Source organism: Empedobacter sp. GD03865 (assembly GCF_029840775.1).
Taxonomy (GTDB): domain Bacteria; phylum Bacteroidota; class Bacteroidia; order Flavobacteriales; family Weeksellaceae; genus Empedobacter; species Empedobacter falsenii_B.
The window spans coordinates 1-17238 of the sequence record NZ_JAOCDF010000024.1 but is presented as its reverse complement, the minus strand read 5'-3'; the positions used below and the strand labels follow the sequence as shown (position 1 = coordinate 17238).

The window sequence follows — 17238 nt, the reverse complement described above, 5'->3', positions numbered from 1 at the left end:
GTGAACACTAGAAGTCGTCGTAATTGAAATGATTGTATTTAATCCGTTTTGTTTCATTATTGATAACGAATATACAAACTTTTTCAATAAATCATTACGTATTTATTATTTTTTTATATTTATTTCACCGAATCCTTTTTTACAGCCAATGAATCATTTGGTTCAGCAACAGGTTTTACATCACTTGCATAGCCAACAACAATTCCGTCTAGTTTATCAATTTTTCGTACTTTAAAAGTTTCTGTACCTTCTGCTCCTTTAAAAGATACTTTATAAACTGCTTCGTAAACTGTTTTGTCACCATCTTCAAGAGGCGTCATTTTCTCAAAGTTGTAGACATCAACTGGCCCATATTGTTTAACCACCGCATTCAAATCATCCACATTTACGCCTTCTACTTTCGAAAAAAGTGAATCTGGCTTATCTGCTCTGTATTTGTAAACATCTAAAACTGCTTCTTTCACCTTATAATCTGGCAAATCTGATTTTTTATTACATGCTGTTAAAGCCAAAATACCGCCAACCATAAGTAATGCACTTGCTTTCATAATTCCTATTTTTTGTGTTAATTGATTATAACTAATGTAAAAATAAATAAGATAAAAAACAAGTATTTTTATTGAAATCAAATAGATAGAAACAAAAAAAGTCGATTCTGTTGCAGAACCGACTTTTGAATATATCTTATTGTAAAATAAATTTTATACTTCAAAATTGACGTAAAAACCTTCGTGACCTCGAACATTGAAAACGGTATTGTCTTCAAAAATCAAGTATTGACCTTTTATTCCTTTCAAAACACCTTTTATTTCTGGCGTTTTTTTCAAGTTTAATGATTTTACTTTTTCTGGATAAGATAAAACTGGATAGTCTAACTTCCAAACTTCTGGCTCATCAACCAAAAATTTTTGAAAATCTGGATTCACTTCATTTCTGATTTCGTGATACTTTTCGAACAAATTAATTTCTGGCACATCGTTTTTCAACATTCTTTGCCAATTTGTTTTATCAGCAATAACATTTTTCAACGAAACCTCTATCATTCCAGCTTCGTAACGATTATCCGTTCGCGCAATAATAATAGCTTCTGAAGCTCCTTGATCGATCCAACGTGTCGGCACTTGCGTTAAACGCGTTACACCAACTTTTATTCCTGATGAATTTGCCAAATACACAATATGCGGTTGCAATTCGAATTTCGTTTCAAACTCTAAATCACGTTGCGCAATTCCCAAATGTGCTGTAGAAAGTTCTGGATTGATAATACTTGGATTAGCTTCTGGAACTGTAAAAAAACAATTTTTACAATATCCCATCTGATAAATCTCTTTGTCCTCGTGACAGTTTAAACATTCGTAATGATCAAAGTTAATCTTGATTTTTTTTCCTAACAATTGATTCATAACAATAAAATCATTCTTGAAATTCCAATAATAATTGATTGGCGTTCCATTTTCAGTTGTCATTTTACGAATTTGTCCTTCAAACTGCATCTTGCTAAAAAAGTTTAATTAATTTTGTGTAAATCTACAAAACTTTTAGCGGATGGGAATAGTCAATAAGATTATGGAAATTATGATGCGTAGCCGAATGAATATCATCGAGGAAAGTATCAAAAATCCAGTTGGTACGCAAGAACGTGTGTTATTTGAGAATATCAAAAAAGCCAAATCGACTATTTACGGAAAAGAATTTCATTTTGACGAAATCAAAACGACACATAAATTTCAAGAGCAAGTCCCTGCAGTGCATTACGAGGATTTTCAACCTTATATTGAATTAGCAAGAAAAGGTGAAAAAGATGTTACTTGGCATGGAAAAATAAAATGGTTTGCGAAATCTTCTGGAACAACAAATGCCAAAAGTAAATTTATTCCGATTAGTAATGAATCCTTAGAAGATTGCCATTACGCAGCAGGAAAAACAATGTTTGCATTGTACTTAAACGCTTATCCCGAAACGGATATTTTTATGCACAAAAACCTAAGAATTGGCGGAAGTAGTGAACTTTATCAAAAATATGATACGCGTTTTGGTGATTTATCAGCTATTTTGATTGATAATTTGCCTTTTTATGCAGAAATGAAAAATATTCCGAATCGTGAGATTTCTTTAATGTCTGATTGGAATGTAAAGATGAATGCTATTATTAATGCAACAAAAAATGAAGATGTTGGTTCTTTAACTGGTGTTCCTTCGTGGATGTTAGTCGTTTTGAATAAATTATTAGCCGAAACTGGAAAGAATTATTTGGACGAATTATGGCCAAATCTCGAAGTGTTTTTTCATGGTGGAATCAGCTTCAAACCTTATGCAGAAAACTATAATTTAATTACTCAGAAAAAATTAAATTATTTCGAATTATATAATGCTTCCGAAGGTTTTTTTGGAATTCAGGATCAATTGCACAGCAAAGATTTGTTGTTATTATTAGACAACGGAATTTTTTACGAATTTATTCCAATGGAAGAATTTGGTTCAGAAACTCAACGATTTTTAACAATTGGAGAAGTTGAAGTTGGTAAAAATTACGCCATGGTAATTACAACAAATGGAGGTTTATGGCGCTATATTATTGGTGATACAGTTCGTTTTACGTCTACAAATCCACACAGAATTGTTGTTTCTGGACGAACAAAACATTATATCAATGCATTTGGAGAAGAATTGATGATAGAAAATGCAGAAGAAGCTTTGAAACGTGCTTGTATGCAAACAAATTCGATCGTTTCTGAATATAGTGCTGGTCCAATTTTTATGCAAGGAAAAGAAAAAGGCGCTCACGAATGGATAATAGAGTTTGATAAAGAACCTCAAAATTTTGAGCAATTTATTGATTGTTTAGATAAAGGTTTGCAAGAAGTTAATTCCGATTACGAAGCAAAACGTTACAATAATATGACACTTAATCGACCGATTGTACACAAAGCACGCACAAAATTATTCATCGAATGGATGGCTTCAAGAGGTAAATTAGGTGGACAAAATAAAGTTCCTCGTTTATCAAATACAAGAGAGTTTATTGAACCATTAATTGAATTAAATAATCGATCATAATAAAAAAGAGAATCAATACGATTCTCTTTTTTTGGTTTAAAATAAATAGGATAATTACCTCGAAACAAGTAAATTTACTATTAAGAGAAAAAATACCTATTAATGCGAAGTACGAATTTATCTGAACTTAAGTTCCACCAAATTGTGGAAAATAAGTTTCAAATTTACAACAGTCTCTTTATGAGTCTACCCTACGAAAAAATGCAAAACATCGGATCGTTGATCCCGTTTTTGTATGATGAAAGTCAAAAAGGTTTACCTGAAGGTAAATCGCCAAATGAAATCATCAACAATTTTTTTGAGAAATACACCGATTTAAAAACCGAACAAGAACAAATCGATTTGATGTTTCGAATGATACAATACATCGAGCGACAAGTTGTTTTGTTTGATAGTATCGAAGATGCTGCATTTCCGTCATTACATTCCGAAAATGAAAAAGGAAGTTTGGAAAGCATTTACCATATTGCACAAGCGCAAGGTAAAATGGAGCAAGTAAAAACCAGAATCGAAGATTTTGTGACGAGAGTTGTTTTTACAGCACATCCAACGCAATTTTATCCGACAAATGTTCAACAAATTATTCAGGATTTACGCGATGCAATTCAACAAGATTCGGTAAGTAAAATTGATTTATTGTTGCAACAATTAGGAAAAACACCTTTTATCAACGAAGAAAAACCAACTCCTTACGATGAAGCTGTTTCTATTATTTATTATTTGAGAAATGTATATTATCAAACAATTGGACGATTGTATAACGAAATCAACCAATTGTTTTTTACAGAAAGTGAACCTCTAAAATCTCCTGTTATTCAATTAGGTTTTTGGCCTGGAGGCGATCGCGATGGAAATCCATTTGTAACAGCAGAAATTACATGGAAAGTTGCAAGTTTATTGCGTACAAGTATCTTAAAAAATTATTACAATCATCTTAAAATTGTTCAACGTAGATTAACATTCAAGCATGTTACAGAACCTTTGAAAGCGTTGAGTAATTTGATTTACGAAAATATGTTCAATGAAAATGGAACAATTACAATTGATGAAATCAAGACACGTTTACAGACTATTCGTACAATTTTGATTGAACAACACAACGGAATTTTCTTGGATATTTTAGACGATTTTATCACACGTGTTGATATTTTCGGGTTACATTTTGCTTCGTTGGATATCCGTCAAGATTCGCGTGTTCATCAAAAAGTAATTAACCAAATTATTGAAAAATATACTGGAATTAATCTGAAAGATTTAAGCGAAGCAGAACAAATCGAATTGTTAACAAATCCTTCTTTTACAGCTAAGCCTGAAGATTTTGAAGATGATATTGTCGTCGATACAATCAGAAATATTTATCAATTAAAAACGATTCAGCAACGAAATGGTGAATTAGGTGTTAACCGATACATTATTTCAAATTCTGAAACCATTTTCGATGTCTTAAATGTTTACGCTTTATTCAAATTTTGTGGTTACAAAGATGACGAAATTAAGTTTGATATTATGCCACTTTTCGAGACGATTAGAGGTTTAGATGGTGCTGAGAATACGATGAATAAATTGTATAATCTACCAATTTATGCACAACATTTAGAACGTAGAAAACAGCGTCAATCGATTATGCTAGGCTTTTCGGATGGGACAAAAGATGGCGGTTACATCAAAGCGAATTGGGAAATTTATCGCACCAAAGAAATCCTTTCGAATGTTTCGGATAAAAATCAAATCGAAGTTATTTTCTTTGATGGTCGTGGTGGACCTCCTGCACGTGGCGGTGGAAAAACACACGAATTTTATGCTTCTCAAGGGAAAACAATTGCGAATCACGAAATTCAAATTACGATTCAAGGGCAAACAATTACGTCGAATTATGGAACAATGCCGCAGGCAAAATATAATTTTGAACAATTGTACACGGCTGGTATCATTTCGGATGTTTTCTCTACAAGCACAAGTCAGATTTCGCCAGATGAGCGAATTTTGATTGATAAATTAGCCACAATTAGTTATCAGAAATACGAAGATTTGAAAGCGCATCCTTCATTTTTACCTTATTTAGAAAATATGAGTACGCTTAACTATTATGGAAAAACGAATATCGGAAGCCGTCCGAGTAAACGAGGTGGTGATAAAAAATTAGAGTTCGATGATTTGCGTGCTATTCCATTTGTGGGTTCTTGGAGTCAATTAAAACAAAATGTTCCGGGATATTTTGGTGTTGGAACAGCTATAAATGAATTGAAAAAACAAGGTCATTTAGAGGATGTAAAAGATTTATTCAAGAATTCGAGCTTCTTCAAAACATTGATCCAGAATAGTATGATGTCGATGGAAAAAACTTATTTTCCATTAACATCTTATATGAAAAATGATCCTGAATATGGTGAATTTTGGAATATTTTGCACGATGAATTTGAATTATCAAAAGCATTATGTTTAGAAATTTCGGGTTACACAGAATTGATGCAAGACGAACCATTGAACAAATCTTCGGTACAAATGCGCGAAAAAATTGTGTTACCATTATTAACGATTCAACAATTTGCGTTGAACAAAATTCATCATGAAAGTGAGTTCAAATCAATCTATGAGCAAATTGTGATGCGTTCGTTATTCGGAAATATTAATGCGAGTCGAAATTCGGCTTAATTTTCAGAATATCTTAATACCTTCGCAACGATGGAAAAGATTATTTTAGGGATTGATCCTGGAACAATGGTGATGGGTTTTGGTTTGATTGAAGTCAAAAATAACAAAATAAAGTTGATTACTTTAGACGAATTGTTGTTGCACAAACTTCCGAACCAGCAAACTAAATTGAAAAAGATTTTCGAAAAAACTTTAGCCATTATCGATCAATATCATCCTGATGAATTAGCCATTGAAGCGCAGTTTTTTGGCGTTAATGTTCAGTCTATGTTAAAACTTGGACGTGCACAAGGCGTTTGTATTGCCGCTTGCCTGCATCGCGATATGCCTGTGGTAGAATATGCGCCAAAAAAAATTAAGATGGCGATTACTGGAAACGGAAATGCATCAAAAGAACAAGTTGCGGGCATGTTACAACATTTACTTGGTTTGAAAGAAATTCCGAAACGTTTGGATGCCACAGATGGTCTTGCCGTTGCGGTTTGTCATTATCTAAATTCGGGTAAAACAACTGGGACGTCAAATTCTTATTCGAGTTGGGATGCCTTTGTAAAAAATAATCCGAATCGAACAAAATAAAATATATTTGTAGTAGAATTAGCAACCTAATTCGTAAAACATAAAACACATCAAATGAAAAAATATTTAATCGCAGCATCAGTTTGTGCAACAGTTTTCTCTTCAGTGTTATTTTCTTGTAAAGATTCGACTGGAAAAAACAATACTGCAATCACTGAAATTGTTTCGAAAATTGAACAAAACAAATACAAAATTGGCGACAAAATCAATATTCCTTTAACTAATTTAGATGGAATTACGAAAGTTGTAGTTTCAGTGGATGGACAAGAAGTTCCTGCTGATTTTACGATTGACGGGAAAACAATTGGATTAGGAAATCATACGGTTAATTTGAAATTCTTCAAAGGAGAAGAAGAAACAAATTCGCGCGATTTTACGTTTGTGGTTTATGCAAATGAGCCGGCTGCGCAATGGAATTATGAAATTGTAGGAACTTATCCACATAATCCAGATTATTTTACGCAAGGTTTTTATTTCAAAAACGGAAATATTTTCGAAGGAACTGGACTTCGCGGAGGAAAAACACGTTTGATTGAATATAAATTGGGGGCAACTGAACCTACAAAATTATATCAAATTAAAGACGATGTTTTTGGAGAAGGAATTACAGAACTGAATGGTTTTATTTATCAATTAACATGGCAAGATCGTGTCATTTATAAATATGATTTGAACTTTAATCAAGTTGAAAAATTTGATATGCCAGCTCAAATTATCGAAGGCTGGGGAATTACTACAATTGGTAAAGAATTGGCTATTACAGAAGGTTCTCAACGTATTCATTTTTTCGACGAGAATTTTAATTATTTAAGAACTGTTCAAGCTTTTGACAGTCAACAACCATATAGTTATTTGAATGAAATTGAATACCACGATGGTTTAATTTATGCAAATGTTTACCTAAAATCTGGACACGCAGATAACAGTAATATCGTGGTAATAGATCCGCAAACTGGCGCTGTAAAAGCTGAGTTCAATTTTGCTGAATTGAAAGGAAAACAAGGAAATCCACAAGCACAAGAATTGAACGGAATCGCTTTCAAAGACAACGGAAATATGTTAGTTACTGGAAAGCTTTGGGACAAAATCTTTGAAGTGAAGATTAAGAAATAATTTCCTTAACACATAAAAAAGCAAAAAGCTCGACCTGCAAAATCGAGCTTTTCTTTTTCAAAAATCATCTAAAAAATTATAAGTAAAAATTTATGGTTACGAAAGATCTATAACCAAAATTGATCTTTCCAATCTGTGTTAGTTAAAAGTGAATTAAATTGTTCTTTAATTACTTTTAACTTTTTTTGTGTTGCATTTTTCTCAAATTCAGGAAACATTTGTTTCTCCTCAAATCTGATATGCAAATCCAATTCTTCTTCGATATAAATCAAACTTTTCATCGGATTTTTTGCATCTATTTTAAACAAGCGTCTCAAACGTCTATGTTCTTTCAATGCTCTTTTTACCAAGTAATGATCTTCATCTAAAAGCGAAAACAAGTAATTTTCTTCTATCTCAAATTTTTTGAATAATACTTTTTCCCCATACCAATTTACATAATCAACAATTCGTTGAATATCGACTCCTTTATCTATTCCAGCACGAATATTCCAACAAAAAAATAATGTTTTATGATGCCTTTCGCACGCTTCATTTAGATTTACTGTTACAGTATAACTCATCTGAGAAGCAGTTGTTTGAGGAAGTTCTATTAATAGGTTCATTGTTATAATTTTTTAATTCGGATAATCGGATATTTTTATCTTATTTTTAATCAAATTTTTTTAATGCTTAAGAAAAGCAATTCCTTTCTCTAGATCATCAATCAAATTAAACATCGATGTCTTTTCTAGCATACCTCGCAAATCATTACGAATTGCAAAAACACGGCTATGTAAAGCACAAGGTTTGTTAGCATCGCATTCTACTAAACCTAAAATGCAACTATGATAAAGACCATCTCCGTCAATCGCTTTGATGATATTCACTAATTTGATATCTTCTAAATGCGCTGCATCCATTTGGAAACCTCCCATTTTTCCTTTGACAGATGAAATCACATTTGCTTTAACTAATTGTTGAAGAATTTTGGCTGTGTAAGCTTCTGGAGAATTAATCGAATTTGCAATTTGTTTTAAATTGACTCTCTTTCCTTCTACAGATTCTTGTGCAATAAACACACAAGCCTTAATTCCATATTCGCACGCTTTAGAAAACATTAATTTCTTTTATTCATTATAAATTATGAAGCAAATATACAACTAATTTTAAATCGGACAAATTTATCTTATTAAATTTTTAAAAATAAAAAACCACTCAAAAATGAGTGGTTTAATATTATCTGAAAAGAAAATTTCTTAATCTTCGTCTTCGTCTTGATCAGCATCCTTAACAGCGTTACGAGAAGTACGAATAGCTACTACTACTGCGTTATCTGGATGAGCGAATGTGTAGTTATCATTTTTCAATGTTTCTACATACATTTTGTGACCAATTCTCATTGGAGTGATATCGATTTCGATTTCGTCTGGTAAGTTTGCTGGAATAGCACGAACTTTTAATTTACGCATGTTGAAACGTAAAACCCCACCAGCTACTAAACCACGAGCACGTCCTACTAAACGAACTGGAACTTCCATAGTTACCGGTTTGTCCTCGTTTAATTGGTAAAAATCTACGTGTAAGATTTTATCCGTTACTGGGTGAAATTGGATGTCTTGTAAAATTGCTTGAATTTTAGCTCCATCAGCTAACTCGATAGTTGCTGTATGAGCATCTGGAGTGTAAACTAATGATTTGAATGCTTTTTCATCAGCTGAAAAGTGGATAGGCTCTCCAGAACCGTAAACCACACAAGGTACTTGTTCAGCATTACGTAGGTTACGTGTAGCCACTTTACCTAAGTCTTCTCTTTTTACACCTTGAATTGTAATTGACTTCATAATAATATGTATATAATAAAAATAATTTAATTTTAAGCTAAATCATTAGATAACAAAGCGTTGACTAATAGATTTATTACTATGTACTAAATGCATAACATCAGCAAAAAGCGGAGCGCAAGATAATACTTTTATTTTAGATACGGAAGTATTTTTTAATGGAATACTATCAGTTATAGCAATTTCCGTTAACAAAGAGTTATCAAGACGCTCATAAGCTGGTCCAGATAAAACTCCGTGTGTTGCAATTGCGCGAACAGATTTTGCTCCTTTTTCCATAATCAATTCAGCAGCTTTTGCAAGTGTACCCGCTGTATCAATCATGTCATCCACTAAAATAACGTTTTTACCTTCAACCTCACCGATTAACATCATGCTATCAACTTGGTTTGCAACTTTACGTTCTTTGTGACAAATTACGATATCTGCATTAAGGTATTTAGCATATGTATTTGCACGTTTAGCACCTCCCATGTCTGGAGAAGCGATACAAATATTATCTAAACCTAAACCTTTGATATATTCAACGAAAATTGTTGAAGCAAATAAATGATCAACAGGAACTTCAAAAAATCCTTGAATTTGATCAGCGTGTAAATCCATAGTCATTACACGAGTTGCTCCAGCTGTCATTAACATTTTTGCAACTAATTTTGCTCCAATTGGCACACGTGGAGCATCCTTACGATCTTGACGAGCAAAACCAAAATAAGGAATAACAACTGTAATACTTTTAGCAGATGCGCGTTTTGCTGCATCACACATTAAAAGTAATTCCATTAAATTGTCTGTTGGTTGCATTGTTGAACCAATTAAGAAAACGCGAGCACCGCGAATTGGTTGTTCAAAAGCGGGTACAAATTCGCCATCGCTAAACTCTACAATTTTAGATTTACCAAGTTCTTGACCATATTGATCGGCAATTTTTTGTGCTAATTCTAATGATCCTCTGGTCGAAAAAAGAAATGCTGATTGTTCCATTGTTTGTTTTGGGAAATATTTATGCAAAAATAATTTAAATGATTTAAAAATGATATAAGAAAATCAAAAATTAATTTCGGCACAATTATTGAATATTTTTTAAACAAGTTAAAATAATCATAAAGACATAATCATGACTTTCGTTAGTTATAGTGTTTTTTAACAGTTTTTGATTGATTCGTTTTTAAGTATTTATATAAATTTGCAATTAAATATATCCTCATGAAAAAGATTTCATACCTATTAAGTGTAATTGGATTAGGGATTTTTGCTCAAGCGCAAGAAGTTACTGAAACAGTTAACAATGATTACAACAAATGGTCTATTGAGGCCAATGGTGGAGCAAACAAAGCAACTAAAGGTTTTTCTAATGGTTACTTTATGCAAACTCCAAGTTTTTACCATGTAGACTTAGGTGTTCGTTATATGTTTAATCCTAAATTTGGTTTAAAATTAGACGGAGCTTATGATCGTTTAAAAGAAGGTGAAGATTCTAAAAGATTTAGAACAAACTATTACCGTGTAGACTTACAAGGAGTAGCAAATCTAGGTCGTATTATGAACTTTGAAGATTGGACTAAATCTATTGGTTTATTAGCACATGCAGGTGCTGGTTACTCTTGGATGACAAGAGAAGATGATGGTTTGTTTGATAATGCAGATAATATGGGTAATATTATTGTAGGTTTAACACCTCAATTAAAATTATCTGATCGTATTGCATTAACAGGTGACGTTACTTACATCAGAAACATTCGCCAACAAAACAATTATGACTTCACTTCTAAAATGGATACAAGAGGTTTAGATGGCGATATGTGGAATGCTACATTAGGTTTAACATTCTATCTTGGAGGTAACCAGAAACATGCCGATTGGACTTTTGAAACTACAAGAAAAGATTTAGAAGACAGAATTGCCAACATCGAACAAATGTTAAAAGATACTGATGGTGATGGTGTTGCTGATTACTTAGATCAAGAGCCAGATTCAGCTCCAGGCGCTGTTGTTGACACTCACGGTGTTACAATTGACCACAATGGAAACGGAATTCCAGATAATATTGAAGAATACATTAAACAAAATGCAGGAGGAAATACAACTATCGTTAATGATGCTGATTTCTTAGAGCAAATGATTAACTCTGGTATTATCAACGTTTACTTTGATTACAATTCTGATAAACCATACCAACAATCAGTTGGAGGTATCAAATTTGTATCTGAGTACTTAAAAGCTAAGCCAAATGCTCAAATTGACATTTTAGGTTACGCTGACCCAGTTGGAAGTGATTCTTACAACAAAAATTTATCTCGTAGAAGAGCAGAAAATGTAAAAGCTATTTTAGTTAGTCAAGGAGCAAATGCTTCTCAATTAACTACTGTTGGTGAAGGGGAAGATAAAGAGTTCAAAAACTCTCAAGTTTCTTCTCATCAATTAGCAAGAAGAGTTGTTTTCAGAGTAAAATAATTCTCTCTTAATTTAAGATATTAATCAGGGATAGATTTTTCCATTTTTTGGAGTCTCTATTCCTGATTTTTTTATTATCTTTATCACCACTTAAATTACTAAAATATTGAATCCTTTTAACCAACACTTTAATGCTCCTAGATGGGTAGTATTAGTGCTAGACATACTTATAGTTTTCTTTAGCTATGTAATAACCAATTTTATACTTAATAGTTTTCTAAATTCTTTTAGTTTAGAAAAATTATTATTTAAATTACCATTTGTTGTAGCAGCATATACTCTATGTTTCCTATACTTCAAAACATATAAGGGAATTGTAAAAAAAACGGGGTTAAAAGATGCTGAAAATGTTTTTGTTTCAAATACAACAGCTTTTCTGATTCTTTTCTTCATCTCTTTTATCTATAGACAATTCATTGAATCTAATCTTTCGGAGAACACTCCTGTTTCATATGTTTTCAGAATGTCTTACTCTGTTATCTTTGTCCATTTATTTATTTCAACAGTAATAATGGTTATTGCCAGATTATATTATAAATGGATTTACGATTATTTTTTTTCTAAAAATAAAGCTCAACAAAAAACATTGATTTACGGAGCTGGAGATTCAGGATTAATCACTCGAGATATTTTACAAAACGATACTCAATTTAACTATAAAGTAGTAGGTTTTATTGATGACAAACCTTCTAAAATTGGAACGTTTATCGATGGCGCTAAAATTTATTCTATAAATGATGTTGATGATAAATTCATTGAACGAAATGATATTTCAGAAATCATTATTTCTATTCAAAATATTAAAACTAATGAGTTATTAAACCTTTCTAAATCTTTAGAAGATTTAAATGTTAATATTAAAATAATTCCTCCTATTTCTAATTGGATTGATGGTACATACAAGCCTGCTCAAATCAAACAATTAAAAATTGAAGATTTATTAGGGCGTGAATCAATTAAGTTGAAAAACCCTATTATTAATGAAAATGTACAAGGTAAGGTAATACTTGTTACTGGTGCTGCAGGTTCTATAGGAAGTGAAATTTCAAGGCAACTTGCTATGATGGATTTTGCTCAACTAATTTTGATTGATCAGGCAGAATCGGCTCTATATGATGTTCAACAGTCTTTAAAAAATGAAATTTCTGAAGAAAAACAAAATAGAATAGATTATATCGTTTCGAGTGTAAGAGATCGAAAACGAATGTTAAGCCTTTTTGATAAATATCATCCGCAAATTATTTTTCATGCAGCTGCATATAAGCATGTTCCGTTGATGGAAAAATTTCCTTATGAGGCAATCAACACAAATATTTATGGAACAAAAATAATTGCTGATTTAGCAAATGAATTTGGTGCTGAAAAGTTTGTAATGGTTTCTACTGATAAAGCTGTAAATCCTACAAACGTGATGGGCGCAACTAAACGAGTTGCCGAAATTTATGTAAATTGTACAAATGAAATTTCTAAAACTAATTATATTGTCACACGATTTGGTAATGTGTTAGGATCTAATGGATCTGTAATACCTTTATTCAAGCGTCAATTGGAAAACGGAGGTCCATTAACTGTAACTCATCCTGATATTACACGTTTTTTTATGACAATACCAGAAGCGTGTCAGTTAGTACTTGAAGCAGCAATAATGGGAAAAGGTGGCGAGATTTTTGTATTTGATATGGGCGAGTCTATGAAGATTATTGATCTTGCTAAAAGGATGATTAAACTTAGTGGATTTAAATATCCTGAGGAAATTGATATAAAAATTGTAGGTTTACGCCCAGGTGAAAAAATTTATGAAGAATTATTAGCCAATGATGAAAATACAGTTAAAACACATCATGAAAAAATAATGATAGCAAAAGTTAACACAAACAAATGTCAAGACAATAAAAAACTAATTGAAGAACTATGCTTAATGTCATCAACTATTGAAAAACATGAACAAGTCATGCATTTAGTGGCTAAAATAAAAGAGATAGTACCTGAATTTAAATCTCAAAACTCCGAATTTGAAAAACTTGATAACTTAATTTATGAAAAATAAAATTTTCCAATTTTTATGTCTTCTATCTTTAATTGTAGTTACGTCGTGTGGCTCAAGTAAAGAAATTGTTTATTTTCAAACCCCAGAAGAATTAACAACTAATTTTGAACAACATATACCAAAAATACAACCAACAGATCAATTAGCAATTGTTATATCTGCTGCTGATGTTGCAGCTGCAGCACCTTTTAATCAATTAAGTACAATTCAAACAACCGCTAATAGTAATACATTATCTCCATATAGCCCAACCTATACTGTAGATGAAAATGGAGAGATTAGTTTACCTATGATTGGAAATATAAAGATTGGTGGACTTACAAGAAGTCAAGCGATTGAAATAATAAAAACTAAAGTAAGTAAATATATAGTTAATCCAGGTGTTAATGTAAATTTTGTAAACTTCAGAATTAGTGTATTAGGAGAAGTAGCTCGTCCAGGAAGTTTTATTGTTCCGACAGAAAGAATCACACTTTTGGATGCTTTAGGTATGGCTGGAGATCTTACCATTAAAGGGAAACGAGAAAACGTAACGGTGATTAGAGAAAGTAATGGAGTGAAAGAACGTTATAATGTTGATTTAACTTCTGAATCTGCTCTCAATTCTCCTGTTTATTATTTAGCACAAAACGATGTGGTTTATGTAGAGCCAAATTCTGCACAAGTTTCTGCATCAAAATTTACACCTAACTATTCGTTATGGATTTCGATGGCAGGTGTTATTATTTCTGTAATTTCTGTATTAACAAGGTAAGATGAATCAAATTAATAATTCGACAAATAACTCTTCTTTTGAAGAAGAAGAGAATATTAATCTTAGACAAGTTTTAGAGCAATATTTATATTATTGGAAATGGTTTGTTTTGGGATTAATCGTAGCCATTATAGGGGCGTTATTTTATTTAAAATATACACAAAAACAATATCAAGTTTCTGCAAAAATCTTATTAAATGAGAAAGAATCAGCGGCGGGTGAATTAGCCGGTTTGGCAGATGCAGCAACTATCTTTGGTACGAGTTCTAATGCAGAAGTTGGTGACCAAATCGAAATTCTGAAATCAAGACGTTTAATTTCTAAAGTAGTTGAACAAAATAATTTCAATATTCGCTATTTTAGTGTTGGTAGAATTGCTGAAATTGAAACTACTGCTGCTGAATCGCCTATCAAAATTTTGTTTTTGAATGAAGCAGATAAACTGAGTGAGGAATTATTTGAAGAATTAGAAGTTAAGATAGAATCGACGACTAAATTTAAGCTTTCAAATAAAAATACAAAAGAATCCAACACCTATTCGTTTGGACAAAAGATTAGCACCGATTTTGGTGATATTATTATCAGCCCAAATAAGAATATAGCAAAAAGTATTGATGCCGAATATTTAATCAAGTTATATTCATTGGATTATACAATAAGTTATTATCAGTCAAAAATCCAGATTGAACCTAACAGCGATAAAAATTCTAAAGTTGTTAACTTTAACTTAGTTGGAACAGTACCGAAAATTTCTAAAAAATTCATCAATGATTTGATTAATCAATACAATTTAGATCTTGTTACAGATAATAATAAATTGACTGAAGCTACTTCTAAATTTATCGATTCGAGGTTAGATATTGTTACAGGCGATTTACAAGGTGTTGACAGAGATTTAGAACGTTATAAATTAAGCAATAACATTACTGACGTTACTTCTGAAGCGAATATTTTCTTACAAAATGCATCAGATAATGAAAAGAAATTATTAGAATCATCTACTCAGCTACAATTAGTTGATTACATGAATTCAGCTTTAAATTCTAACAAAACAGATCTTTTGCCAACTAATATTGGTTTACAAGATCAAACAATTGCGTCACAAATTGCTTCGTATAATGAATTGGTTTTAACGAAAGAAGATATGTTAAAATCTGTTACAAACGAACATCCAAATGTGGTTAAATTACAGGAGCAAATTGGTGATGTTAAACGAAACTTGAAGAATAGTTTGCGTTTGTACCGAAATAATACTCAAACAACTCTAAGCACAATTCAGAACAAACAAAATCAAATAACAAGCAGAATACAAAAAGTACCAAGCCAAGAACGAGGTTTTAGAGATATTTCTCGTCAACAGCAAATTGTTGAAGCTTTATATTTATTCTTATTACAAAAACGTGAAGAGAACGAAATAAAAGCAGCTGCTACACCAGATAATATAAAAGTTATTGACTATGCTTATGATTCTAAGATTCCCGTTTCACCTAAGAAAAGTATTATACTATTAGGAGCTCTAATTCTAGGATTAGTTATTCCATTTATATGTATATATATTTATAAATTATTGAATAATAATGTAAACTCTAAAGAGGATGTTGAAGATGCAGTTGGAGCTCCAATTGCTGGACAAGTACCTAAAAGTGATATTTCTATTATCGAGCAAAATGATAATTCTAGTGTTGCTGAAGCTTTTAGAATTCTTAGAACAAACATGAATTTTTTACTTAAAAATTCAACAGATCCTCAGTCTATCTATATAACTTCTACTACAAGCGGAGAAGGTAAAACATTTATATCAACTAATTTAGCTCAAATATTAACAATGTCAGGTAAATCTGTTTTATTAATTGGAGCAGATATTAGAAGTCCTAAAGTTTTAGATTATTTAGGAATTACTGATCAATACAGACACAAATATGGTGTTACAGAATATTTGATTTCAAATGATATTAATATTAGTGATATCATCATCAAAAATCCTGCTGATTATAAATTTGATGTTATTTATTCTGGACAGGTAGCTCCAAATCCTTCAGAGCTATTGATGAACGGACGTTTTGATGATATTGTCAAATATGGAAAAGCAAACTATGATTATGTATTAATAGATACTGCCCCTGTTAGTTTAGTTACTGATACTTTATTAATTTCTGACAGTGCAGATATTACAATGTACGTTGTTCGTGCTAATTATTTGGACAAACGAATGCTGGCTATTCCTAAAGAATTATATCAAGATAACCGTCTTAAAAATATGGCAATGGTTGTTAACGATGTTGACTTTACAAAAGGATACGGATATGGATACGGATATGGGTACGGATATGGTGAAAATCATAATAAAGGAAACTCTTTCTTTAGTAAACTATTCGGTAAAAAATAAAAATAAAAGCCACTTCGAAAGAAGTGGCTTTTATTTTTATTATAATCTATCTTATTGTCTTTGCCTCACAGCTTCGTAAACACAAATCGCTGCTGCGTTACTCACATTTAGCGAATCTACAAAACCTAACATCGGAATTTTAATCAACGAATCTGAATGATCAGCCCAAAAATCAGAAAGCCCTGTTGCTTCTGTTCCTAAAATAATGGCAGATGATTTTGTAAAATCAGTTTCGTATAAATTTTTCGTTTCATCTCTCAAAAATGTGGAAACAACTTGAATTGAATGAGATTTTAAAAACTCTAAAACAGCCTCTTTACTCGCCGATGCAATTTGATTAGTAAACAATGTTCCAACCGAAGAACGAATCACATTC

At 31.7% G+C, this 17238-nt stretch carries 15 protein-coding genes; 8 read left to right on the top strand and 7 right to left on the bottom strand.

Features of this window, described 5'->3' with window-relative positions; all coding sequences use genetic code 11:
• Positions 1-119: 119 nt before the first annotated feature.
• Positions 120-548: a hypothetical protein gene (locus N5D46_RS09885; protein ID WP_147280028.1), complete on the bottom strand. Its 429-nt coding sequence runs from the start codon at positions 546-548 to the stop codon at positions 120-122.
• A 153-nt stretch (positions 549-701) separates the two neighbouring features.
• Positions 702-1493 (bottom strand): DUF2797 domain-containing protein, encoded by a 792-nt coding sequence (locus tag N5D46_RS09880; RefSeq protein WP_125348888.1) that lies wholly within the window; start codon positions 1491-1493, stop codon positions 702-704.
• Positions 1494-1545: 52 nt separating this feature from the next.
• On the opposite strand from N5D46_RS09880, the gene N5D46_RS09875 reads away from it, so the two are divergent.
• From N5D46_RS09875 to N5D46_RS09860, 4 genes are all read left to right on the top strand, one after another.
• A complete protein-coding gene (locus tag N5D46_RS09875) occupies positions 1546-3057 on the top strand; it encodes a GH3 auxin-responsive promoter family protein (RefSeq protein ID WP_280036234.1) in 1512 nt (503 codons plus the stop codon).
• Positions 3058-3159: 102 nt separating this feature from the next.
• Positions 3160-5709, top strand: coding sequence for a phosphoenolpyruvate carboxylase (locus N5D46_RS09870; RefSeq protein ID WP_125348886.1), 2550 nt, complete (start codon positions 3160-3162; stop codon positions 5707-5709).
• 30 nt (positions 5710-5739) lie between these two features.
• Positions 5740-6288, top strand: coding sequence for a crossover junction endodeoxyribonuclease RuvC (ruvC, locus tag N5D46_RS09865; protein WP_125348885.1), 549 nt, complete (start codon positions 5740-5742; stop codon positions 6286-6288).
• Between the two features lie 54 nt (positions 6289-6342).
• Entirely contained in the window at positions 6343-7401 is a 1059-nt protein-coding gene (locus N5D46_RS09860; RefSeq protein ID WP_280049867.1) for a glutaminyl-peptide cyclotransferase, read from the top strand.
• Positions 7402-7508: 107 nt separating this feature from the next.
• Here the strand turns inward: N5D46_RS09860 and N5D46_RS09855 are convergent, their stop codons facing one another.
• The 4 genes from N5D46_RS09855 to N5D46_RS09840 all read right to left on the bottom strand — a co-directional run bounded on the left by N5D46_RS09855 (position 7509) and on the right by N5D46_RS09840 (position 10205).
• On the bottom strand, positions 7509-8006 hold the full coding sequence (locus N5D46_RS09855) for a hemerythrin domain-containing protein (RefSeq protein WP_221854727.1): 498 nt from the start codon (positions 8004-8006) through the stop codon (positions 7509-7511).
• 60 nt (positions 8007-8066) lie between these two features.
• Positions 8067-8501: an Rrf2 family transcriptional regulator gene (locus N5D46_RS09850; RefSeq protein WP_038336279.1), complete on the bottom strand. Its 435-nt coding sequence runs from the start codon at positions 8499-8501 to the stop codon at positions 8067-8069.
• Positions 8502-8639: 138 nt separating this feature from the next.
• Positions 8640-9224: a 50S ribosomal protein L25/general stress protein Ctc gene (locus N5D46_RS09845; protein ID WP_038336278.1), complete on the bottom strand. Its 585-nt coding sequence runs from the start codon at positions 9222-9224 to the stop codon at positions 8640-8642.
• 45 nt (positions 9225-9269) lie between these two features.
• Positions 9270-10205, bottom strand: coding sequence for a ribose-phosphate pyrophosphokinase (locus tag N5D46_RS09840; protein WP_038336277.1), 936 nt, complete (start codon positions 10203-10205; stop codon positions 9270-9272).
• Between the two features lie 222 nt (positions 10206-10427).
• Between N5D46_RS09840 and N5D46_RS09835 the strand changes: the two genes are divergently transcribed.
• The 4 genes from N5D46_RS09835 (at position 10428) to N5D46_RS09820 (ending at position 16862) form a co-directional block, all read left to right on the top strand.
• Positions 10428-11675 carry an OmpA family protein gene (locus N5D46_RS09835; RefSeq protein ID WP_280049866.1) on the top strand — a complete coding sequence of 416 codons (1248 nt, stop codon included), beginning with the start codon at positions 10428-10430 and terminating at the stop codon, positions 11673-11675.
• 106 nt (positions 11676-11781) lie between these two features.
• Complete coding sequence (locus N5D46_RS09830; protein WP_280049865.1) at positions 11782-13722, top strand: nucleoside-diphosphate sugar epimerase/dehydratase; 1941 nt, start codon at positions 11782-11784, stop codon at positions 13720-13722.
• Positions 13712-14476: a polysaccharide biosynthesis/export family protein gene (locus N5D46_RS09825; protein WP_280049864.1), complete on the top strand. Its 765-nt coding sequence runs from the start codon at positions 13712-13714 to the stop codon at positions 14474-14476. The genes N5D46_RS09830 and N5D46_RS09825 overlap by 11 nt, the downstream gene beginning before the upstream one ends.
• A gap of 1 nt (position 14477) precedes the next feature.
• The gene (locus N5D46_RS09820; protein ID WP_280049863.1) at positions 14478-16862 is read left to right on the top strand and encodes a polysaccharide biosynthesis tyrosine autokinase; all 2385 of its coding nucleotides are present in this window, start codon (positions 14478-14480) and stop codon (positions 16860-16862) included.
• Positions 16863-16913: 51 nt separating this feature from the next.
• Here the strand turns inward: N5D46_RS09820 and N5D46_RS09815 are convergent.
• A partial coding sequence (locus tag N5D46_RS09815) for a TrmH family RNA methyltransferase (RefSeq protein WP_280049862.1) occupies positions 16914-17238 on the bottom strand: 325 nt, incomplete at its 5' end.